The 22,786-nt window shown below is 58.9% G+C and carries 16 protein-coding genes and 1 riboswitch; of the genes, 11 read left to right on the top strand and 5 right to left on the bottom strand.

Annotated features, from left to right (window positions below):
- The first annotated feature begins 274 nt into the window (after positions 1-274).
- The 3 genes from VK574_RS17830 to VK574_RS17820 all read left to right on the top strand — a co-directional run bounded on the left by VK574_RS17830 (position 275) and on the right by VK574_RS17820 (position 6,287).
- Positions 275-3,028 carry a TonB-dependent receptor gene (locus VK574_RS17830; RefSeq protein WP_472801217.1) on the top strand — a complete coding sequence of 918 codons (2,754 nt, stop codon included), beginning with the start codon at positions 275-277 and terminating at the stop codon, positions 3,026-3,028.
- A gap of 174 nt (positions 3,029-3,202) precedes the next feature.
- Positions 3,203-3,394, top strand: coding sequence for a hypothetical protein (locus VK574_RS17825; protein WP_472801216.1), 192 nt, complete (start codon positions 3,203-3,205; stop codon positions 3,392-3,394).
- A gap of 328 nt (positions 3,395-3,722) precedes the next feature.
- The gene (locus VK574_RS17820; RefSeq protein ID WP_472801215.1) at positions 3,723-6,287 is read left to right on the top strand and encodes an ABC transporter permease; all 2,565 of its coding nucleotides are present in this window, start codon (positions 3,723-3,725) and stop codon (positions 6,285-6,287) included.
- Positions 6,288-6,345: 58 nt separating this feature from the next.
- On the opposite strand, the gene VK574_RS17815 is transcribed toward VK574_RS17820, so the two are convergent.
- Positions 6,346-7,068 carry a hypothetical protein gene (locus tag VK574_RS17815; RefSeq protein ID WP_472801214.1) on the bottom strand — a complete coding sequence of 241 codons (723 nt, stop codon included), beginning with the start codon at positions 7,066-7,068 and terminating at the stop codon, positions 6,346-6,348.
- A 28-nt stretch (positions 7,069-7,096) separates the two neighbouring features.
- Positions 7,097-8,386, bottom strand: a complete 1,290-nt coding sequence (locus tag VK574_RS17810; protein WP_472801213.1) for an MFS transporter — start codon at positions 8,384-8,386, stop codon at positions 7,097-7,099.
- A gap of 158 nt (positions 8,387-8,544) precedes the next feature.
- Between VK574_RS17810 and VK574_RS17805 the strand changes: the two genes are divergently transcribed.
- From VK574_RS17805 to VK574_RS17795, 3 genes are all read left to right on the top strand, one after another.
- Positions 8,545-9,786 (top strand): MFS transporter, encoded by a 1,242-nt coding sequence (locus VK574_RS17805; RefSeq protein ID WP_472801212.1) that lies wholly within the window; start codon positions 8,545-8,547, stop codon positions 9,784-9,786.
- Positions 9,787-9,938: 152 nt separating this feature from the next.
- Entirely contained in the window at positions 9,939-11,588 is a 1,650-nt protein-coding gene (locus VK574_RS17800; RefSeq protein ID WP_472801211.1) for a DHA2 family efflux MFS transporter permease subunit, read from the top strand.
- Positions 11,589-11,882: 294 nt separating this feature from the next.
- On the top strand, positions 11,883-12,314 hold the full coding sequence (locus VK574_RS17795) for a DUF6640 family protein (protein WP_472801210.1): 432 nt from the start codon (positions 11,883-11,885) through the stop codon (positions 12,312-12,314).
- A gap of 230 nt (positions 12,315-12,544) precedes the next feature.
- On the opposite strand, the gene VK574_RS17790 is transcribed toward VK574_RS17795, so the two are convergent.
- The gene (locus tag VK574_RS17790; protein ID WP_472801209.1) at positions 12,545-12,772 is read right to left on the bottom strand and encodes a hypothetical protein; all 228 of its coding nucleotides are present in this window, start codon (positions 12,770-12,772) and stop codon (positions 12,545-12,547) included.
- Positions 12,773-13,732: 960 nt separating this feature from the next.
- On the opposite strand from VK574_RS17790, the gene VK574_RS17785 reads away from it, so the two are divergent.
- From VK574_RS17785 to pnuC, 4 genes are all read left to right on the top strand, one after another.
- Complete coding sequence (locus VK574_RS17785; protein ID WP_472801208.1) at positions 13,733-14,968, top strand: MFS transporter; 1,236 nt, start codon at positions 13,733-13,735, stop codon at positions 14,966-14,968.
- Positions 14,969-15,037: 69 nt separating this feature from the next.
- A riboswitch (TPP riboswitch) is annotated at positions 15,038-15,134 on the top strand.
- A gap of 59 nt (positions 15,135-15,193) precedes the next feature.
- A complete protein-coding gene (locus VK574_RS17780; protein ID WP_472801207.1) occupies positions 15,194-17,554 on the top strand; it encodes a TonB-dependent siderophore receptor in 2,361 nt (786 codons plus the stop codon).
- A 19-nt stretch (positions 17,555-17,573) separates the two neighbouring features.
- Positions 17,574-18,752, top strand: a complete 1,179-nt coding sequence (locus VK574_RS17775; RefSeq protein ID WP_472801206.1) for a phosphotransferase enzyme family protein — start codon at positions 17,574-17,576, stop codon at positions 18,750-18,752.
- The gene (pnuC, locus tag VK574_RS17770) at positions 18,749-19,384 is read left to right on the top strand and encodes a nicotinamide riboside transporter PnuC (RefSeq protein ID WP_472801205.1); all 636 of its coding nucleotides are present in this window, start codon (positions 18,749-18,751) and stop codon (positions 19,382-19,384) included. Before VK574_RS17775 ends, pnuC begins: the two co-directional genes overlap by 4 nt.
- Here pnuC and VK574_RS17765 read toward each other — a convergent pair.
- Positions 19,336-20,307 carry a 2-hydroxyacid dehydrogenase gene (locus VK574_RS17765; RefSeq protein ID WP_472801204.1) on the bottom strand — a complete coding sequence of 324 codons (972 nt, stop codon included), beginning with the start codon at positions 20,305-20,307 and terminating at the stop codon, positions 19,336-19,338. The two genes, pnuC and VK574_RS17765, sit on opposite strands and share 49 nt — an antisense overlap.
- A 140-nt stretch (positions 20,308-20,447) precedes the next feature.
- On the opposite strand from VK574_RS17765, the gene VK574_RS17760 reads away from it, so the two are divergent.
- A complete protein-coding gene (locus tag VK574_RS17760; protein WP_472801203.1) occupies positions 20,448-21,590 on the top strand; it encodes an FUSC family protein in 1,143 nt (380 codons plus the stop codon).
- Here the strand turns inward: VK574_RS17760 and VK574_RS17755 are convergent.
- On the bottom strand, positions 21,587-22,756 hold the full coding sequence (locus tag VK574_RS17755; RefSeq protein ID WP_472801202.1) for a pyridoxal phosphate-dependent aminotransferase: 1,170 nt from the start codon (positions 22,754-22,756) through the stop codon (positions 21,587-21,589). The two genes, VK574_RS17760 and VK574_RS17755, sit on opposite strands and share 4 nt — an antisense overlap.
- Positions 22,757-22,786: the final 30 nt, after the last annotated feature.

The raw sequence follows: 22,786 nt of genomic DNA, 5'->3' as shown, positions 1-22,786 counted from the left end.
AGTCCAGGAGCCCAGGACACTTTCGGATATTGAGTGTCATTCCCGGACATCCATGGTAATGTTTTGAGAAAGCGCCGTACCCCCCGAAGTCATGGACTTCGACGCACAGCCAACGATGCAGAATTTTCCTCGGTCAAGCTGGTGCGGTTTCAAAGGCTGAATTTTGCAGCAAGGTTGCATTGTTCCCTGTAGCGCTTTCCATTCCTTTCCGAATCAGTTTTGTTGACCGTGGGACCAGCCCACGCCACCCCCTTTTTCTCTGTCAGGAGATGCCATGACGATTCTCATCAAGAGACTCTCTCTTATTGCCCTGCTGATCTTTGCGACTGGATCCCTCCAACTCAGCGCCCAGGTTCAGGCGACCAACGGCAACATTCAGGGCGATGTGACGGATTCGGCCGGCGCACCAGTCCCGGGCGCCGCGGTCGAAGCTGACGCCCTGGACACTGGGACCACTCAGCAGGCGGTTACCGACTCCTCCGGGCACTTTGAATTTCCATCCTTGAAACCCGGAAGGTATGTCGTAAAGATTTCGAAGACCGGGTTTGCAACCACCGTCCAGCAGAACCTCGATCTCACCGTGGGACGCACCATCTCACTGAAGCTGAGCCTGCATGTTCAGGGAACCAACGAATCGATTGTCGTAACCTCCACTCCGCTGGTGGACGTGGTGACCACATCCTCGACGTCGGATCTTGGCGAGACAGCCATTGCCACAACGCCGGTACTCGGCCGCAAGTTCGAAGATCTTCTCACATTGACACCGGGGGCAAGCATCGTGCAGGGTCCCGACGGCGACGAGATCAACTTCAACGGCCAGCGCGGCATCTTCAACAACATCAGCCTCGATGGCGGCGACTATAACAACGGCTTCTTCGGCGAGCAATCGGGCGGCCAGCGCGCGGCCGTGGACATCACGCTTGAAGCCGTCAAAGAGTTCCAGGTTGTGGCTAGCGGTGCCAATGCCGAATTCGGCCGCACCGGCGGCGGCGTGGTCAATGTGATCACCAAGTCGGGCACAAACGAGCTCCATGGCAGTCTCTTCGAATACCAGCGCCTCGAAGCCCTTACCGCCAATACCTCTGACGGCAAGCCTCTCACTAACTTCCACCGCGAACAGTTCGGCGGCAGCGCCGGTGGCCGCATCATCAAAGACAAGCTGTTCTACTTTGGCGCGGCAGAAGGCATCGACGAAAACCTGCTCCGTCCCAACCTGAGTGCGCCCATCGGCGCTTCCTGTGCGAATTCCAATCCATCGTTTGGCGGCAACATCTCGGATGCAGATATCGACGCCAGCGGAGATTGCCAGCGGTTGGTGCTCATCAACTTCTATAAGAGCAATTTTAACGAGACCGAGGGTAAACCGGTTGATCACGTCGTGCACAACGGCGCATTCTTCGGCCGGATGGACTACAACATCAATCAGAAGAATATTCTCTACGCATCCTATAACTTCGACTATTCGAACAATCCTAACCAGACTTTCGACGTATCGACTTACGGCAATTCAGCCAACGGAATCGAAGGCCCCGCTCACATCCAGACGCTTAACTTCAATCTGGTTTCCACATTGAACGATCGTCATCTCAACGAGGCCCACGTCACTTACGGACATGAGACGCGTCCCCGCTCAGCGATTAACTCGAGTGCGGTGCCCGACACCGGCATTGGGTTCTTTCCTTCTTTCCGTTTCGGACAGCCGTTCTTCCTCGGACCGGGGGCCACTGAAGTTTTCTGGCATGTCGATCTCAAAGACAATTTCTCTCTGATCGCTGGCAAGCACACCTTCAAAATGGGCGGCGAGTATCTGCACAGCAAGAACGTGCAGATCTTCGATGGATTCGCTCTGGGGCGGTACATTTTCGGAAGCGTAACGGGTTTTCTTCATTACGCCACGCCAGCAAGCCAGGGAAACAGGTTCGGTCCAGACGTACAATCGTGTTCCGACGGTTCCTTCGTCTCCACGACGTCGTGCCCAGATGGTACGACCAGCTTCGGCAGCCCGCTCTTCCTTTACCTCCAGGACGCAGGCACCCAGTCCGGCGAGACCGTTCAGCAGGCTGGTTATTCCAACATCAGTAACGAGGAACCCGCTGTCTATGCGCAGGACACCTGGAAGGCGACTTCGCGCCTGATCTTGAACTATGGCCTCCGCTGGGAAGCGCAGTTCTTCCCCAAGATGAAAATCGCGCCTTCGCAAGCGTTATACGGCCCATACCTTTCGGACCCGAAGTTCCCGTCCACCGGCTATCTTCCCAATCAAACAGCCGAGTTTCAGCCGCGGGTCGGATTCAACTTCGACATCTTCGGCAATGGTAGATCGGCACTCCGCGGCAGCGCCGGCATCTTCAACGCTCGGCAGAACATGCTCACCGAAGTTGGCGCCATCACCACAAACGGCGTGCAGCAGCAGACCCTCACCGAGTTCTCGGGGTTGGGCAATCCAACCTATCCCAATATCCTGCCGGTCACCACCTGTCCGACAACCGGGTGTGTCGGCGCGGGTATCACGGTGTTTGACAGAAACTACCACAATCCCCGCATCTACACTTTCAACTTCGGATACGATCAGCAGGTCTCACAGGACTTCGTAGCCTTCGCGGACTTCACAGACTCGAAGGGCGTTTACCTGACGCGATTCCTGAACCCCAACGTAGGGCCGATTGCCGCGCTGCCCGGGCAAGCCTGCCCCGTTGGGGACCCGACACCCGGCAGTTCAGATACAGTGACCTACTGTGGAGCGGGGCCGTTTCCAACCCTCGGTGCTGTCACAAACACCATCAGCAACGCCAAGTCTCTCTACCGCGGCCTTACCGTGGGTCTGCGCAAGAACATGTCGCATCATTTTCTGGCAGAAGCCGAATATACCTTCTCGGTTGATCGCGACGACGATTCCAATGAGCGCGACCCCTTCACCTTCCGTTACGCCAATCTCTACAACCTGAAGGGAGAGTATTCCTACTCGGATCGCGATGAGCGCCACAAATTCAACGCCTACGCAGTGGGCAATCTGCCCTTCGGCATCTAGGGCAACCTGCGCATTCAGCAGCATTCCGCAGAGCCCGAAACCGACAACTCCAACGGGACTGGAACCGGAGCCCCATGCACCCTCAACAACTCGATGACTCGATTCGTCAATGGTATTGACTGCGGACGCAATCACCTCAGGAAAGATAATGCGTTCTTTGTCTTTGATTTCGGCGTGTCCCGTCCCTTCCTTTTCCACGACGGCAAGCTGTCGCTTATCCCTCGCCTTGAGGTCTTTAACACCTTCAATAACACCAACAACCTCAATCCACTTAGTTCGCCGGCACTGTTTGACTTCAACGGCTTCCTCCGCGTCGGAGTCGGGGACCCCCGGCAAGCTCAACTGTCTCTACGGTTCGCGTTTTAGGTGGCATAAAAGTGTCTGTTGATTCGTACCGGTAGACGGGCTTCAGTTTAGGCACCGTTTGCCGGTACCTGCCCGGGGGGCCGATCAGAATTCGCACGGGGTTGTGTGTGTTCCCCGCAATTCCAATTGAATTCCTCGACAATGACTGGCAGATTCTCATTTCTACATTCTCTGGCTGTTCGATTCCGAACGCTGGATTTTGATTTCGGACAAGAAAAATCGCTTACCTCTCCGTAAAGCCGTCGTTTTGGCCTTCAGCAGCGCCAGGGGAACGGCGAATATCGTGCTTTCACTATGCATGGTCAGACCTGGCCGAGGGGGAGTGTGAATGCTGGCGGACCTGCGTGACGCGTTACGACAATTACGGAAAGCACCTGGGTTTACAGCAACAGTAATAATCACTTTGGCGCTGGGCATCGGAGCCACAACGGCTATCTTCACGCTGGTGCACCAAGTGATGCTGAAGTCTTTGCCGGTGACGAAGCCTGAGGAGTTGTGGAGGATCGGAGACAAGATCCGCTGCTGCAACTGGGGCGGATACACGCAGGGAGACGACGGCAATTTCGCTCTCTTTTCCTGGGAGGCCTACAAAAACTTCCGCGAGCATACGCCAGAGTTTGTCGACCTGGCGGCATTGCAGGCCGGCAATGCGCCGCTCGGCGTGCGGCGTGGCGAATCGCAGGCCCCGGTGGATACGCGCAACGGGCAGTACGTGTCGGGGAATTTTTTCCGTACCTTGGGCGTGCAGCCGTGGATGGGCCGGCTGATGACCGACGACGACGATCAAGTGGGCGCGCCGCTGGTTGCGGTGCTGAGCTACCGCGTCTGGGAGAGCAAGTACGGCTCCGACCCTTCCGTGATCGGCGGGGATTTTCAGATCAACGGGCACGCATTTACCGTCATTGGGGTCACGCCGCCGGGGTTTTACGGTGCCAAGCTCGCTGGTTGGGGAATGCCGGACATCTGGCTGCCGATCACGTCCGAGTTGGTACTGGCGACGGATGTGGCGCGGCCAAAGCGAGCCAACGAAAACTATCTGGACCTGCTGGGCAGAGTGCGCCCGGGAGTCAGTCCGCAGGCCCTCGAGGCCAAGCTCCGCGTGGAGTTCCACGGCTGGCTGGCGAGCCATGTACCGGACATGGAGCCGGGCGAGAAACAACTCTGGCAACAGCAGACGCTCCACCTGTCCTCCGGGGGAGGGGGTGTCGCGGCGATGCGGAACGAATACAAGGATGGTCTGAAGCTGCTGCTGATCGCTGCCGGATGTGTGCTGCTGGTGGCTTGTGGCAACCTGGCAAACCTGATGTTGGCGCGCGGATTGAGAAATCGTGCGCAGATCTCGGTCCGAGTCGCACTGGGGGCTTCACGGCTCCGGCTGGTGCGTAGGGCGCTGGTGGAGAGTGTACTGCTGGCGGTGATCGGCGGCGCGTTTGGGGTCGGCGTAGCGTATGGCGGAACGCGGCTGATTTTGTATCTGGCCTTCGAGATCGGCGGACCGAACAACTATGTTCCGGTAAGTCCGTTGCCATCCTTGCCGGTGCTGCTGTTTTCGCTGGGCCTTTCGATTCTGACGGGGATGATCTTTGGAACGGCGCCGGCTTGGATGACTTCGCGCGCCGATCCAGTTGAGGCACTGCGCGGAGCAAATCGCTCGGTGGGTGGAGGTCGCTCGTGGGCGCAGAAATCGCTGGTGATCGCGCAGGCGGCGATGTCACTGGTGCTGCTGTCCGCCGCTGCATTGCTGTCGCAAAGCCTGCGCAACCTGGAACATCAGGATTTCGGCTTCGACATGCAAGGACGTTACATTGCATGGATCAATCCGACGCTCGGCAACGCCAAGCCCGAGCAGATGGAGCAGCGGTTCCGTCAGATCGACGACAGCCTGAAGCAGATTCCGGGAGTGCGGATGGTGGCCCCCGCGCTTTATGCGCCGATGACCGGTGATAGCTGGAACGAAGGGATTCGCATCCAGGGCAGGCCCGAGCCGGGACCTAAAGAGGACACTGGCGCGGGTTGGGCGCGCGTGATGCCGGGATTCTTCGAGACCATCGGCGCCCGAATCGTGATGGGCCGACCCTTCACCGAGGACGACACCGCGGCGACGCCGAATGTCGCAGTTGTCAACGAGGCTTTTGTCCGGCGGTTCTTCAAAGGCCAGAACCCGGTTGGCCAGCACTTCGGTCCAAATCGGCTCCGCTACGCCTCCACCTATGAGATCGTCGGTGTGGTCAAAGACATCCGGTACATGACCGGTGACTACAAAGAGCCTGTCGGGCCAATGTTCTGGGTGTCGGAGATGCAGACGGCGAAATACGACGATCCCGCCTGGACGTTAGGCGAGAAGTGGTCGCACTACCTTTACAACATCGTGATCTGGGCCCCCGGCGATCCTCCGGGGATGGAAGAGAAAGTGCGCAAGGCGATCGCCCGTGTTGAGCCCAGCCTGGTAGTGGACGACGTCAACCTTTACAGCAAAGTCGTGAGCGCCGACTTTCATCAGCAGAATATGATTGCCACGCTGACCTCTCTGTTTGGACTGCTTGGCCTTACACTGGCCGCAGTGGGGCTTTATGGCGTGATGGCTTACACGGTCGAGCAGCGCACCAACGAGATTGGACTGCGGATGGCTCTGGGAGCCGACCGCGGACATGTGGTCACCATGGTTCTTCGCGGCGCACTCTGGCAGATTGGGCTTGGGCTGGGGCTGGGGATTCCGTTGGCCATTTTGGCCGGAAAGCTGATGAAGGACCAGTTGTACGGCGTGCAGCCGTGGGACCCGGTAATGCTGACAGGCGCCACGGCGCTGCTTGCGTTAGCGGCGCTGGTGGCGTCCGTGGCGCCGGTACGCCGCGCAGCCGGAGTGGAGCCGATGGTGGCGCTGCGTATCGAGTAGTCGCGATCATGACAAGCTGTTGAGCAATGACGAAGACAAGTGCCTCTAACTCCGGACCTTATCCGCCCTGAACCTTGGTGGCGCGATCGTGGGCAAAAGTCACCGTCCACTTCTTTCCGTCAGCATCGTAAGTCACGGTGCGATTTCCCTCGGTCTTAGGATCATCTGTCTGGATCTTCTGACCCAGCGCCAGCCGCGTTTGCAACTCGTTCATACCCGGCTTCGCCTGGTGAGCATCCACCGCAGTCCACACATCCTTGGGCCAGTTCCCATAGATCGTATGTGGATCGTCGTAGAAATAGAGCAGGTCGCTATAGTATTGCTCCTCGCTCCCGTCCACCGCACCGACCGGCGTCGCGTACTCCTGTTTATCGCCGGGCAGCGCAAACACATACAGCGCCTGCTTGCTGCCGTGGCTGATGCCGTCGTCAACATCCGCCGGAACCGAGGCCTTGATGGCCTTCTTGATATCAAGCTTCTCGAGAGGAGCAATCACGCCGACCCTCTTCTTGAAGTCGACTTTGCCCGCGGCATATGGGAAGTACGGCATAGTGTATCCGTTCTTCATCCACATGCTCTTGCCCTCCTCATCCTTCAGATCGTCGAAGTGAGCCGGGAACTCCATCCGAACCACGGCCACATCGTCTGCGGATAGCTTCTGCTCCTGCCCCTGGTTCACTACGCCCGGATCCTGGCGTTTTTTCCAGACCGAGAACATATAGATGCCGGCGATCACCAGCATGATTAAGGTCGGAATGACCACGATTTTCCAGGGCTTCACGCGTCCTCCTTCTCTTCTTGGCCGAGATTCAACCAGCCGCCGGCGTCTGTAAACTTCCCGGTCCCGGCCTCGGCCGCAATGCATCGGCGGTTAGTTCGTCAGCGCGCCGCAGACCCGGAAAGAAAACGGCCCAGGTCCCGGCAACTGCCAGCGAGGCCAATCCGCCGAAGATCGTGGCCCGCACCGCGCCCCACCACTGCGCCGTCAGCCCGCTTTCAAACTCGCCCAGTTCGTTGGATGCTCCAATGAAGAGCGAGTTGACAGCGCTGACGCGTCCGCGCATCTCCGGTGGCGTTGCCAGTTGCAGCAGCGACCCGCGAATGATCACGCTGATCATGTCCGCAGCGCCGCTGATAGCCAGCACCCCCAAAGAGAGCCACAGGTTCTTTGATACGCCAAAGATCAGGGTAGCCAGGCCAAAGATCGCAACGCAGACAAACATCCGCGCCCCTGCCTTGCGGCTGATAGGAAACCGCGCCATGACCAGCGACATGGCAAGCGCTCCAATCGCCGGCGCCGCCCGCAACGCTCCCAGTCCACGCGGTCCCGTGTGCAGCACGTCGCTGGCAAAGATCGGCATCAAAGCCACCGCACCACCCAGCAGCACAACGAATAGATCCAGCGACATCGATCCCAGCAGCAGTGGCGAGCTGCGCACATACTGAAAGCCGGCGAAGATCACCTTCAGCGACGCAGCGCGATGTTCCATGCGCCCCGGCCGAGTGTGAAGACTCAAGATAAGCGCCAGGAACCAGATCAGCGAGACAAACGTAAAGACGTAAACGATGCCGGCGCCCTCAAGGCCCAGGCCGCGGAGAACGAATGAGAGCGGCAGTGTAAACAGCAATCCGCCCAGCGCGGGCCCAGTTACATTGGCAAGCTGAAAGATGGCTCCGCCCCATGTCACCGCATTCACAAAATGCTTCTCCGGCACCAGGTGGGGCAGCAGCGCCGAACTCGCCGGAGCTGAAAATGCGCGTCCCGTTCCAATAAGGAATAGCACGGCATAGATGTAAAACACCCTGTCTGTGCCGGCAACTGCCAGCGCCAGCAACGCCACCGTGCAGAACACCTGCAGCGTATAGCAGCACAGGATGACATGGCGCCGGTCGAAGCGGTCGGCCACGTGCCCTGCCGGCAGCAGAAACAGCAACCCGGGCAAAAACAGCGCCAACCCGGTGTACCCAAGATCGAGAGCCCGATGGGTAATCGAATAGACCTGCCATGCTACCGCGACGGCCTGCGCCTCGGCGCCTAGAATGACCGCGACGCGCGCCATCTGATATCGCCGGAAGTCGCGAAAGGCAAATGCCTCCATCCCTCGTCGCGGAGGCCTGGTGGAAGGGGAATCCATCGTCTGCTTAGGTTAACCGCTCCACGCGACCCCGCGAAACAGAAGTGATTCGAAGCGGATTGCGGTCGGGTTGCTGCTTGGGCCACAAGAGGTTTCTGAGCGCAGTGCCTGTATCCTGATTCTTGGAACTCCCTGCTCAGCCAGACCAGCATCCCGAGCCCGGCAACAAGGCCGCCGCTGCCGTGGCTTTATGCGGTGTCTGCGCATTTCTCGAGCTCTACTGCACCCAGCCCCTCCTGCCGCTGCTGGCTCACCTGTTTCACGCTTCGAAGACCGGCGTCGGCATGACCGTCTCGGCCGCCACTCTCGGCGTGGCAATATCAGCACCCATCTTCGGCGCTCTTACGGAACGGCTGGCGCGCAAGCGAGTGATCGTTGTGTCGCTCCTCGGCGTATCCATCCCCACCCTTCTGGCCGCAACCTCAACGAGCCTGGCGCAATTGATCTTCTGGCGTTTTCTGCAAGGAATCATGGTGCCGGGCATCATTGCCGTTGTGGTGACATACATCGGCGAGGAATGGCCGCCGGAACGCGTCGCGCTCATCATGAGCTTTTACGTTAGCGGCACGGCGCTGGGTGGATTCATGGGCCGCATTTCAGCTGGTATTCTTGCCGACGCCTACAGCTGGCGCGTCAGTTTCGTGGCGCTCGGTGTAGCCTCGCTCGTCGGAGCGGCAGCCGTGGCAGCGTGGCTGCCGCACGGCCACCGCCGCGCCCCGGCTCAGCCCCGGTCCAATCCGCTTCCGCCCTTCCCGTATCAAGTGCAGGAAATGTTCCGGAGCCGGAGACTGGTAGCAACATTTGCCGTCGGGTTTAACGTACTGTTTTCGCTTGTCGGTGTCTTCACCTGGATCACCTTCTACCTGAGCGCCACGCCGTTCTTTCTCTCGACCACCGCGCTCAGTTCGCTCTTCTTTGTGTATCTGATCGGACTCATTGTGACCCCGGCGGCAGGGTATCTGATCACGCGCGTCGGTCTACGTGCTGGCATTGGCGGAGCCATGTGCTGCTCGATCGCTGGAGTCCTGCTCACGCTTGCACACTCGCTCCCTGTTGTTATCGTCGGACTCGCCATGCTTTCCAGCGGTGTCTTCATCGCGCAGACTGCCTCGCAAAGCCACTTGCGCGTGGCAGCCCCTCCCGGCGCCCGGGTCACCGCTGCGGGCATCTATATCACGTGCTACTACCTCGGCGGCACGGCAGCCGGAGTCGTTCCGGGAGCCTTCTGGGCTTTCGGCAAGTGGCCGGCCTGCGTCGCGTTTATCGTTTTCATGCAGATCATTGCGCTGTCGATCGCTCTGGTTGGCTGGCGGATGACAATCATCAAACAGACCGCTCAGCCTGGGCCGAATGCCGTATTGTGAGGCGTTCGCTGCAATCCATGAACCCCGTTGGCGATAATGCACATCTATATTTCAGTGACAGGCCGGCTACATCTCAAGCCGCGATCCTGCCGCTGAAGTCTCTCGTTCCCCGCAACTGAAGAACGCATCAAATCGCGCCAGGAGAAAGCTTTTTGCCCGAATTGCAGACAGAACCGCCGGTACCCGCACGAGCGGCACAGTCCACGACGGTAGTTAATCCCGACGCCGCCGCGATGGCCCAGTGGAAACCGCGCGTCAATCCGTGGCTCATTGCGGCCACCGTCGCACTGGCGGCATTCATGGAAGTGCTCGACACTTCCATTGCAAATGTTGCGCTGCCTCACATCGCCGGTAGCCTGGGCGCCAGTACGGATCAGAGCACTTGGGTGCTGACCAGTTATCTCGTCTCCAACGCCATCGTGCTTCCTCTGGGTGGATGGGCGTCGAGCCTGATGGGGCGCCGTAACTTTTTCGTCTTTTGCATTACCGTATTCACAATCGCGAGCTTTCTTTGCGGTGCAGCGCCTTCGCTTCCCATGCTGCTGGTTTTCCGCGTCATCCAAGGCGCCGGAGGCGGCGGCATGCAGCCGATGGCGCAGGCGATCATGGCTGATAGCTTTGAGCCACATAAGCGCGGACAAGCCTTCGCCCTCTACGGATTGGTCGCCGTGCTCGCCCCTTCTATCGGTCCTACCCTCGGTGGCTGGATCACCGACAACTACACATGGCGCTGGATCTTTTTCATTAATATTCCCGTTGGCATTCTCGCGTTCATCCTTGTTACGCGCCTCGTTGAGGATCCGCCATGGATAAAGGCCGATCCATCCAAGCTGCGCAACATGGACTACATGGGCCTCGCGTTCCTCACCATCGCCATGGGCGGCATGCAGATCATGCTCGACAAGGGCGAGGAGAATGACTGGTTCGCGTCCGGCTTCATTCGCTTCTTCGCCGTTCTCTTTGTCGGCGGAATCATCGGACTCGTGGTCTGGGAGTGGCGGCAAAAGAATCCGCTCATTAACTTGAAGCTATTTCGCTTCAAGAATTTTGCAATATGTTGTTTCCTGATGATGCTGGTGGGAGGCGTGCTGAACGCGAATACCGTTCTGCAGCCGCAGTTCATGCAGCAGTTGCTGGGTTACAACGCCACAACCGCGGGTCTTGCTTTGACGGCTGGCGGGATAGCCCTCGTCATCGTAATGCCCATGGCGGGTTTTGCGACCGGCAAGATATCCGCGCGCACGCTGGCTGTGACCGGATTCATCATGTTCATCGTCACCTTCCGCTATGCCGCCAATGTCACCAGTCTGCAAATGAGTTTTTCGCAGGCATCGTGGTTGCGCGTAGTGCAGATGTTGCCGTTACCCTTCTGCTTCATCTCGATCACGAATGCGGCGTATGTAGGGATGCCCAAGGAAGAGAGCAACCAGGTTGCCGGCCTCATCAATTTCGTGCGCAACCTCGGCGGCAGCATCTTGATCGCCCTCACAAACGCACAGGTCACCTCACGCTCGCTTTGGCACCAGCAACATCTTCAGGGCGCCATGCAGGCTGGCTCCAACGCATTCGAACAGCACCGGCAGGCACTCACCGGATTCCTCGGCGGAACGTTTGGCGGGCAAAACAGCGGTGGCATGGCGCTTGCATCCATCTACAACCAACTCAACCAGCAGGCGCAGATGCAGGGCTACCAGGACGTGTACATGGAGCTCTCCTGGCTGTCATTCTTCCTCGTCTTCATGGCCTTCATGCTCAATGCGAACCGCCCTGGACAAGGCCCCGGCGCGTCGGCAATGCACTGAGTTTTCGCGCTGATCTGATTTCCTGAACTCGGTTCCCCTCATTGCGGATCGGCGATCCCGGGTCCTACTATTCTGTTGAGGTCCGATAAAGCGATTTCTGTTTCTTCTCCTGGTTCCCTCGATCCTTTTTGCCCAGCGAAACAAGGCAATCCTCTCGATTCCCTCCCGCCGAATATGGAGATTCTTACCCATCTCGGAGAGCGCGCCCGACTCCCCTCCCGACAACCAGCGCGTGGCCTTCATGGACAAGGGATTCGCTTCTAAGTCAATCGTCGCTCCAACGAAAGGGATCTGATGTCCGCTTCTCTCCTCGCCCGGCTCTTGGTAACTGCCGTTGCTACAGGCCAAGGCATAGCTCCTCTTTTCATCGACCTGAATCGAACTCATGCCACCAACGCGCTGTGGCCTGGCCACGCGCGCTTCCATATCGTGTGGCACACCTTCGGACTCTTCTTTATGGGGGTTGTTGGTGTGGCTTTGATCTGGTGGCCTTCGACCGAATCGCGCGGACACTTCCATCTAGCTGCGCTTCTCACAGCGTTGCCCATGCTGGCGTTCTTCGTAGCGATGTTCTCTCGCAGAGCCTATGGCGGCACGCTGCACGATCCGAACGGCATTCAGCCGGTGCGCATTCCTATCGGTGGCAGGCTCCGTGAATTCGATATGAACGCAGTGCTCGTGATTGTGGGAGGAGGAGTTGTGATGTGCGCGGTGCTGATGTTCTGAGCGCCATGTATACGGCCCGAAATGTGCCTAAAATTCGAAAACGCCAGAGACCTTGCGGCCTCTGGCGTTTTCCGGATGATCTTTTAGCTCAATGGATCATGCATCGTCCCGTTCTGCCTGTCGATGAGGCGGCAGGTTGCCCCGCTTCCTCGATCCTCCCGCTCCGCCCGGGTTGCGTCTCCAGGTTGCCCCTTCCCCGCTCCCTTTCTGCTGAGCCGGCGTCCGAATCCTCAGGTTGCCCTTCGGCTTCGAGCCTTCGGCTGTGCCGGCGATGGTCCGTTCGAGTTGCCCCGAACGAGCATGCCTTTGGCGTTGCTGGTTTCAGCGGAATTCCGAGTTGCCCCGTTGCTCTCGCCTTCTCCTGCCGCGCCTGCGATGAAGAACTCGGGTCGCCCCTTGCCCTGCATCTCCGGCTTTACCGGCGATGGGTCATCGAGTCGCCCCGATGTTCGCATCATTCGGCGGTGCCGACCTGCCGGTTCTCAGGTTGCCCCAAGTTCCGGCCCTTCGGTATCGCCGACGATTCGCTGTCCGAGTTGCCCCGAACGTTGAATCCTCCGGTACCGATTGATGGATATCCGAGTTACCTCGGATCACGCACCATCCGGTTCGCCTCAGTTGAATCTCCAGGTTGCCCCGGACATTTTCCCCTCGGCTACGGCAATCGACCAATTTCCAGGTTGCCCTAAATCTTGGGTCTCTCACCGTTCGCCGATTCCCCGCGTCTCGAGTTGCCCCGAATCTTGGTTCCTCGGCTGACCCGTATCTGCTTCCTCGGGTTGCCCCGTTTCGGCATCTACGGCTGAGTCGATGATGTCTCCCTGGCTGAATCGAACTTTGCATCCTCAGCTTGCGCCGCGGATGAATCTTCGTGTCCATTCAGGTCACTGCAATCTTGGTATAGCTTCCGGCGCTTTCTTAGCTCCGGTCCGTCGATTCACTATCGGCAAGCCGACCATGAATTCCCCTACCGAGTCCCTTACTTACGCTTTCTACCACGCCAGTGTTGCCGTTCCAACCAGCTACAGAGTCACCAGCTAGTTAGAGACAGTAGGCCCACCTGACCTGTGGATGCAAGTGCAAAACCCTAGTGTTTTCTGTGGATATCACCATTCATGGTGCATTCATATTCGATTTCTTCTTTGGCGCGATTTATTTCTGATTTCAACCTTCTAATCGCAAAAGATAAGTCCCTCGAATGCACACAAAATAAGTGCGAATAAGTTCTATCTGGACAATCTGGCCCCACTTACCCAATCGAGATTGCAGCAATAAATGGGCCTCACTGCAACGACGCAGCTGGTGCCGTCGTTCGCAAACCCGTTTCCCAGGTAGCCATGCGTCCTGTACAACATCTGCACCGGACCTTCCTGCGTCCCAGTATCGCCACCTGTTTCTGTCGAGGTTGAAAACTGCGCATGCAGAAAACTCAGCGTCTACCGCCAACCTGGCTCATGGGCTTGACGAATGCACCCTTCGGCCTCACCGGTGGATTCTGCGCGGTCATTATCCCTCAGCTTCTCGCCGCTCACGGCATTCCCGCCGGCCACATCGCAACGATTGCTGCCGCCATCCTTTCTCCCGGCTTCTGGATCTTCACCGTCTCCCCAATGCTCGACGCCTGGTTCAGTCGTCGTACCTACGCGCTCGTCTTCGGATCGCTCTCCGCCATCGCGGTCGCATTCACCGTCGCGCATCCCGGCAACCCTGGTCTCGTTGAAGCCGTCATGATCCCCGGCTTCGCCGCCGCCATGCTCTACCAGGGAGCAGTCGGAGGGTGGATGGGCAGCCTTGTCAACAAGCAGGAAGACAGCCGCCTTGGCGTCTGGTTTGCCGTGTCGAACATTGGCGCCGGTGGACTCATGATGGTTCTTGCCGGCCAACTGATCAGCCGGTTTCCTCCCACACTGGCCGGCGCTATGATGGGCGCTGCGATCCTCGTTCCAATGCTGTTTTTTCTGGCTATCCCTTCGCCTCCGCCCAAGCGCTGTCCCGCGCGCGAGAGCTTTGGCCGCTTCAACCGCGAACTCGCTTCGCTCCTCAAGCAGCGGCAAGTCCTTATGGCCTTGGCTCTGTTTCTCCTTCCCGCGGCCTCTTTCGCGCTCACGAATGTCCTGGGCGGCACCGGTTCCGATTTCTCCGCGAGCGAACGCACGGTCAGCCTCTTCGCCGGCCTGGGGTCCAGCGCAGCGGGCATTGTCGGCAGCTTTCTCCTATTCCCTCTCGCCCGCCGATTCCCGCTTCGCCCCGTCTACCTCGCCATCGGCATCGTCGGAGCCATCTTCACACTGAGCCTCCTCGCGCTCCCGCGCCAACCCTGGACCTTCGCCGTCGCCATCACGGGCGAGAATCTGTTTCAGGCCCTCGCCTTTGCCACCTCAAATGCGATCGCCTTTGAGGTCATTGGCCCCGACAATCCTTTCGCTGCGACACTGTTTACCGTCCTGCTCGCCGCCTCCAATTTGCCTATCACTTACATGCAATTCCTGGATGGCCGCGGCTACGACTGGCATGGACTTGCGGGCAGTTTCCTAACCGATGCAGGCATCAGCATAGCCGCATGCCTCCTCCTCGCCTATATGCTCACCCGCTGGCGCGCGACCTCTCCGGCGGTCGTACAGCCTCTCACCCCTATCCCGGAAAACGCCGATTGACCTAAGAGGATCGCCATTTCCAAATCCTGCCCATTTGCATTCCATCCATCCATGGTGTTTCAATTGCGTGTAGTGAAACAGGGGTGCTCCACTGGTGTGGGGCTGAGAAGATACCCTCGAACCCGATCCGGATAATACCGGCGTGGGAAGCTTTCGAAGCCAGGTTGGCCAACTTCCTCGAATCCCAGCGCAGACGCTCTTGTTTCATGAAGGTGGAAACAAGGTATGCGTGCGTCTCAATCTCGTCCTCGACAACTCGACTCAAATTGCCCGCAGCGAGGGTCTGTCCAGAGCTCAACGGCTGTCTCCGCTCTCGGCGCAAATCTCCACCTGCGCACCTCCGCGCAGTGGTTCATTGCCTGCATTCTCGCCCTCACCGCATCTAGCGCATGGACACAAAGCTCAACGACCTCAAATGCGTCCGCGCCACAAAACCCACCGTCAAGCCGTTTGCAGCAAAAACCGGACCGCGTCACCACCACGGTCGTCGTTCACGGCGAAGTCAAAGACGATTACCTCTCCGACGCCGGAACCGCCGGCAGTCTCGACAACACCCCGATCCGCGAGACGCCCCTCTCCGTCACCGACGTCACCAGCGCTGTAATGAGCGACCAGGTCTCGCGCGTGCTCTCCGACGTCGTCAAGAATGACGCCTCGGTTGGCGAGGACTACGCGCCGGTTGGCTACTACGGCGACTTCGAGATCCGCGGCTTTCCCATCGATCTGGCAACCGGCATGCAGATCAATGGCATGACCATCGCCGGCGAACAGGACGTTCCCCTCGAGAACAAGCAGCGCGTCGAAATTGTGAAAGGCATTGCTGGCCTAGAGAGCGGCGTAGCCTCCGCCGGCGGCGTCATCGACTACGCGACCAAAGAGCCCTTTGCCGGCCAACGTCCCTCTTTCGATCTCGCGACCGACCATCGCCGTTCTTCCTACGGATCAACAGAATTCCCCGTCCCCGGATTCCATGGCAATTCCGGACTTCTTATCACCGCCGCCGGCGAAAACATCCACACCTATGTCGAAGGTGCGAACGGCTGGCGTGGAATGGGTGCTGCCAACGGCAGATGGCAGCTCTCAGCCGACACGCAACTCACTACCGACTTTGAATACCAACACAAGGTCGAGCGCTCCGAAGCCGGCTACCAACTGCTCGGTGGAACCGCGGTGCCCACTCCTGTCTATCCCTCCGTGATGCTCGGCTTCCAGCCGTGGTCGAAGCCCAACACCTTCGACACTTTCAACGCCGGCGCCCGCCTCGAGCGCAGACTCGCTGCCAACTGGAACCTCCGCTTCGGCGGCTCCTACAGCCACTCTCTCATCGATGACAACGTAATCTGGCCCTACGGTCCGGCGCTCGATGCCGACGGCAACTCGCTCTGCCCTGACTCGCCCTACTACTTCTTCTGTCCCGACGGCAGCTACGAAATATACGACTACCGGAGCCCTGGCGAACTCCGCATCGATGCCCTCGGAGAAGCGCTCCTCCAAGGCCACTTCACCACCGGCAAATTCAGTCACGACATCGTCATCGGAGGATCCCTTTTTCATCGATCCGTCGATCTCTCTCCTTCCATCGTCTACATCCCGCTCGGCGTCGAGAACCTCTATCAGCCAAACGTCCCCTATGCGCCGGAAAGCCCGTACCAGCAGGCCGGCCCCTCAACGCTCGCGGACTTCAACCACCAGGGATCCGCTATCGTGCAGGAGCGCGCCCATCTTCCCGGCAACGTCGTCTTGCAGGCCGGCGGCCGCTTCGTGCAAGTCACCGACTTCAACTACACCGGGCCTCGAACGCTCTGGCTGCCACAGTACGGAGCCACCTACTCGCCCTTACGCGACCTCACCCTCTACGGCAATTACGGTGCCCTGCTCTCACTCGGGCCTCAGGCCCCGTGGTGGGTTGATAACTCGAGTCTCTTCCTGACGCCCTTCATGACTCGTCAATCGGAAATCGGCGCGAAGTACGAGCACACAATCCTCCTCACCGCCGCTCTCTTCCGCATGCGCCAACCCTTCTTCTATCCCCGCATCATTCAAGCCGCTGACAGTTTTTGCCCGACCAATCTTATGACCGGCGGCGATGTCATTCCCGGCGACCAATGCTTCGAATCCGAAGGCCACGAGACCCACGACGGCATCGAACTGAATGCGCAAGGCAAAGCTGCAAACTGGATTCAGCTCAGCGCCTCGGCGACAGCCATGCGCGCCATCTCCAACAGCACAGGGACACCCACTTTCGACAACCAGCAGGTCATTAACGTTCCGCGATTTCACACCGCGCTCTTCGCCGATGTTCTTGTGCCCCACGCGCGCGGTCTGCACCTGATGCCCGGCTGGAGCTATACCAGCCGCAAGGAAGCCACGCGTGACGACCTCGTAAGCGTGCGCGGCTACAACCTCTTCAACCTCGGCGCCCGTTACTCCCCCGGGGGCGAAGCTGGCCGCGTCACGCTCCACATCTATGCAGATAACATTCTCGACAAGCGCTTCTGGAAAGACACAGGAGCCAGCTACGGCGACACCTTCATTCACCAGGGCGCGCCCACGACAGTCAGGCTCTCGGCACACTACAGATTCTAGCAATAGCAAAGGAGCTGCATTGGACGAACCCGCAAAAGCGCACGGATTAGATGGCTCCCTGGTTAAGCCCGACTGGCCGCCGTTGACCCTCAACGAAGTCCGCGCGCTTCTCGCAAAGATGCCCGTCGCCGGCGATCCGATCGAGATTGTTTCCTTCAGCCCGCGCCCGTTTTCCGCCGCGAGTGTCGTCAGAACCCGTCAAGGAAGAATCTTCGTCAAGCGACATGCGCGCTCAGTCCGCGATGCTGAAGGCCTCATCGAAGAGCACCGTTTCATGCAGCATCTGCGCGCGAATGGCGTCGAAGTGCCCCGTATCTTCGCAACCAGCTCGGGCAACACCGCGATTGAGACCGGCGATTGGACTTACGAAGTGCACGAAATCCCCTCCGGCCTGGACATGTATGAAGACGCGATCTCGTGGACTTCGTTCCGATCGCTAGATCACGCTCGCTCCGCAGGTCAGATGCTGGCCTGCCTGCACCTCGCCGCTATCAGCTACAACGCGCCGCCCAGAAAGGCGCGCCCGCTTGTCGCGAGCTTCACCATCTTCGCATCGCAAGATCCGCAGAACGCACTAGAGCAATATCTCGCCGCCCACCCGGTCCTCGATCAGGATGCGCAGACCTGCCGCGACTGCTTCGATGCGCTCGATCTCCTCGCGCCGTTCCATGCAGAAATCAAGCTCCTGCTGCCCTCGCTCCGTCCACTCTGGACGCACAACGACCTCCATGCTTCGAACCTTTTCTGGAGCGACGCCAGCCCTCGCGCGCATGCCACCTCTGTCATCGACTTCGGCCTTGCGGATCGCACCAACGCGATCTGCGACATCGCCCAGGCCATCGAACGCAACATCGTGGAGTGGCTCGTCCTCATTCGGGATCCCGACCATGGCGACGAAGTTCCAGCCCACTTGGACCACCTATGGGCAATGCTCGACGGTTACGAGGAGAGGCGTCGACTCAGCCATACGGAGGCGGCGGCATTGGCCCCGATGCTCGCCCTCTGTCACGCGGAGTTCGCGCTCACCGAGGCTGACTACTTTCTCGGCGTCCTGCAATCGCCGGAAAAAGCTCGCGTTGCTACCCGCGATTATCTTGTTGGTCATGCCCAATGGTTCCGCGGTCCCGGCAGGTTGAAGATCATCGAGCCATTGCGCCAATGGGCCGAAACACGCCAGACCCGGGCGGTGAGTGCATGATTCTCTCCGCAATCGCTCATTACCTGGTCGCGAACTGGGTGGAGCTCGCAGGCTTTGTCACCACCGCAGTTGGCATCTGGCTCACTACCAAACGCCTGCTAATCTGCTGGCCTGTCATTCTAGGGGCTGATATTCTCTATCTAATCGTCTTCTATCGCGCTCGGCTTCTTTCAGACGCACTTCTCCAGGTCTTCTTCATTGTCTTCACCCTCTATGGGTGGTGGCACTGGTGGCGCGGCATACGCGAAGAAGGCGACGTGCGCGTCGTCCCGCTCGCCCTGCCGAGTCTTTTAATCGCTATCGGTGCGGGCATCGCCGGCAGCTTTGTGCTCGGCGAACTTGCGAAGCAACTTCATGCAGCCCTGCCCTATCTCGACGCCGCACTCACCAGCTTCAGCCTCGTCGGCAGTTGGTGGCAGGCACGCAAGCACATCGCCAACTGGTGGCTCTGGATCGTGGTCAATCTCGTGTACATCGGCGAATACATGTATAAGGACCTGTGGCTTACCGCAGTCCTCTATGCCGGTCTGGTCGGTCTCGCCATCCTCGGCCTCCGCGACTGGCAACGTGCCTCTCGAGCCGTTCAAACCGCCGTTTGCACCACGTTAAGAAGCGGCTCTCCGGCCATATAGCGACGCAGCTCATCGGCCGCAACCCGCAGAGCACGCCGCGTAAATTCCGGGCTCGATCCGCCTACATGCGGTGTGATCAGAAGGTTCGGGCACTTCCACAATGGGTGCCCGACCGGCAGAGGCTCCGGATCCGTCACGTCGAGCGCCGCACGAATCTTCCCGCTCTGCAATGCCTCGACCAGCGCTTCCGTGTTAACGATCGGCCCACGTGCCGCATTCACCAGCAATGCGCCTTTCTGCATCAGCGAAAACCGCTGCGCATCAATCAGCCATCGCGTCTCAGGTGACGACGGCAGAATCAGCACGACAACCTGGGCCCTGGGCAGCAAGGCATCCAGTTCGCACACCGCATGCACCTTCGGATTCTCCCGCGCCGTTCGTGCAACCCGAATCAGGTCCACTCGGAAAGGTTCGAGCATGCGTTCGATCTCCTTGCCGATCGAACCATATCCAACCAGCATCACCGTCTTCCCGGTCAGTTCCTCCAGCATCACCGGCGGATAGTGCGTCCGGGCATCTCCTGTGATTTCCGCATATTCCGCGCTCGCCTCGAACCGCCGCTTCCACTCACCCGACCGTTGAATATCGAGGAACAACGGAAAATGCTTCAACATCGCCAGGATCGCTGAAACCGTCCACTCGGCCGTAGAAACATTATGTGCGGCGCGCGCGTTGCAGATGGTCACATGCGGTCCCATAGCGCCAGGAATCCATTCCGTTCCCGCCATCAGCGAAAGAACCACCTTCACTCCCCGCAAATGGGGAACGATCTTCAGATTCCTTGTCGGATAAGGGTCAGGCAACCAGACGTCGATCTCGACATCGTGGTCAAGATCACGCGGCAGTCGAATCAGCTCGATCCCTTGCGGAAAATCGGAAAGCCACTCGGCGGCAAGATTTGCGGAATATCCAACTCGAATCATAGTCAATCGAAATTCAGTATAAATTTGCGGTGCTTGTTCATGTTGCATATTCGGTGCTCTACGGTGTGTGTCCCACGCCACTGCACGCACTGAGGCTCAATGCGGCATGCTATGACTGAGGGGGGCGGGATTCTGACGTAATGCGCTTAGCCAAATCCAAATCGTGGTCCCAGCAGCAGCTCGCCGTTAAATTGGGCGTCGACGGGGTTGCAGCGCAGGGTCTGCTGAACTGGGAGCGCAAGCGGCTTCTGATCCACGCAGCGAGAACTGCTCTCGCCGCTGCTCTTTGCTGGTGGATCGCGCTGCAATTTGGTCTACAGGACGGCTACTGGGGGGCCATCAGCGCCATCATAGTGCTGCAATCGAACTTCGGCGCCACTATCACCGCGTCGCGCGACCGCATCCTGGGAACGATTATCGGCGCCGCCTTCGGCTTTGGATTCTCGCTCTTTGGGGTTCTGCCGTGGAACTTTATCCTTGCCGTCTTGTCTGCCGTCTTTCTGTGCGGACTCCTCGGTCTGCGCAGCAGCTCGCGCCTCGCCGGAGTGACGATTTCGATTGTGATGCTGGTGCAAAAAGGTGGCTCACACTGGGTCCTTGCCCTCCATCGGGTCGGTGAAGTTTTCCTCGGGATTCTCGTCGCCGTCGCAGTTTCGACCCTCGTCTTTCCCGATCGAGCGCGGCTGCGCTTGCGTGATGGACTTGCGCAGGAGTTCCTCGTACTCAACGCATTCTTCGAGGGCATCCTGCAAGGGTTCCGCGGACGCCCGGCTGAGAACCTGGCTCAACTGCGCGAAGATGCGCTCACCCTGCTTCGCGGCAACAATGCACTGCTTGAAGCGTCGCGCAATGAACCCTCCGGCGGTCCCGGCTGGCGCGAAGGTCTCGGAATGCTCGCCCAGTTTGGCCGCACCATCTTTGACGCCCTGGTGGCACTGGAACTTGCCGTGCGCGAGAGCCACCAAGACAACTACGCCGTGCAGTTGGAGCCCGAATTAGGCCGTCTCACCGCCGACATTCAATCAGGTTTCCAGTACCTGGCAAAATGCATTCATGGCTGGCGCTTCCACATTCCACCTCCCGATATCAATCTAGAAGAGGACATCGCACAGCTCGAGCAGCGCATGGACAAAGTGCGACACACGGGATTCAACTTTTCTCAGGCTGAGATTCTGCGCGCCTACGCCGTCCAGCTTCACTTGAAGCAGATCGCTCGCCTGCTGCGCTCTTCCCGGGTCGAAACCGGCCGCGCCATCGGCGAAGCGCAGCTCACCGAACGCTAGCCGAGAAACTTGCGCAAAGCTTCTCCGCAGTCCTCGATTTCCTTGATCGTGATCGCATAGCCGAAGCGAAGATGTCCTTCGCCCTGCGCGCCGAACACCGATCCCGGAATGGTTGCGATGTACGCCTTTTCCAGAAGAATCTGCGCAGCCGTGCGGCTGTTCTTATGAATTTTCTCGACATTTGGAAACGCGTAAAACGCCCCTGCTGGCGGATCGCACTTCAACCCGACTTCATTCAGGACGCCAACCAGAAGATCCCTTCGTTTCCTGTAATCTTCTCGATACGCGGCAATCTCAACCTCAGTCGTCTTCAACGCATGGATCATAGCCTGCTGAACGAAGGTGTTCACGCCGTTCGTCGAGTACAGAACAATCTTCTTGAGCGCCGTCATAAAGGGTTCCTTCGCCACGGCGTATCCCGCGCGCCAACCCGTCATCGCATACGTCTTTGAGAACGTGAAGCATGTGATCGTGCGCTCTGCCATGCCCGGCAGCGAGGCGATCGAGACGTGCTCGCCCTCATACACAAGATCCTCGTATGCTTCGTCCGCGATCACGATCAGGTCGCGCTCACGGGCAAACGAGGCCACTTCCTCCGCTTCAGCCCGCGTGAACACCAGCCCGCTCGGATTCTGCGGCGTGTTGTAGTAAATGGCACGTGTCTTGGGCGTTGAAAATTGTTCCAGCGTTTTGCGAATACCGTTGCGTCGCGCCGTCGAGGTGGGCACCGACAGAGGGCGCGCCTGCGTTCCTGTCACAAGATCGGCAATTGGCGTCCAGTACGGCGAGAAAATCAGCGCGTCATCGCCAGGATCGAGGACGCTTTGGAAGCCCGCATACAGACCTTGCGAGCCACCCACTGTCGCAATCACCTCATCTGTCGTCGCATTGATTCCATTCTTCGCGGCAAGTTTCTCCACCAGCGCCTTGCGCAACGGAAGCACGCCTGACGACGGCGCATAATGCGTATAGTTCTCCACCAGCGCCTTCACCGCCGCATACTTGATGGCTTCAGGCGTTTCAAAATAAGGCTCGCCCCCATGCAGCGCGTGGACCTGCAGGCCCTCTGCCCGCATTTCCATCACCTTGTTGCGGATCTGCACGATATCAGAGAATCCAACCTCGTCCAGACGCTTGGCCAGGCGAATCCCACTCGGTTTCGTCATGGTCTATGCTCTTCCTTTCGTGCTCTTTTC

Source organism: Occallatibacter sp. (assembly GCF_035317045.1).
GTDB lineage: Bacteria > Acidobacteriota > Terriglobia > Terriglobales > Acidobacteriaceae > Telmatobacter.
This window is presented reverse-complemented; position numbering and strand designations above follow the sequence as displayed.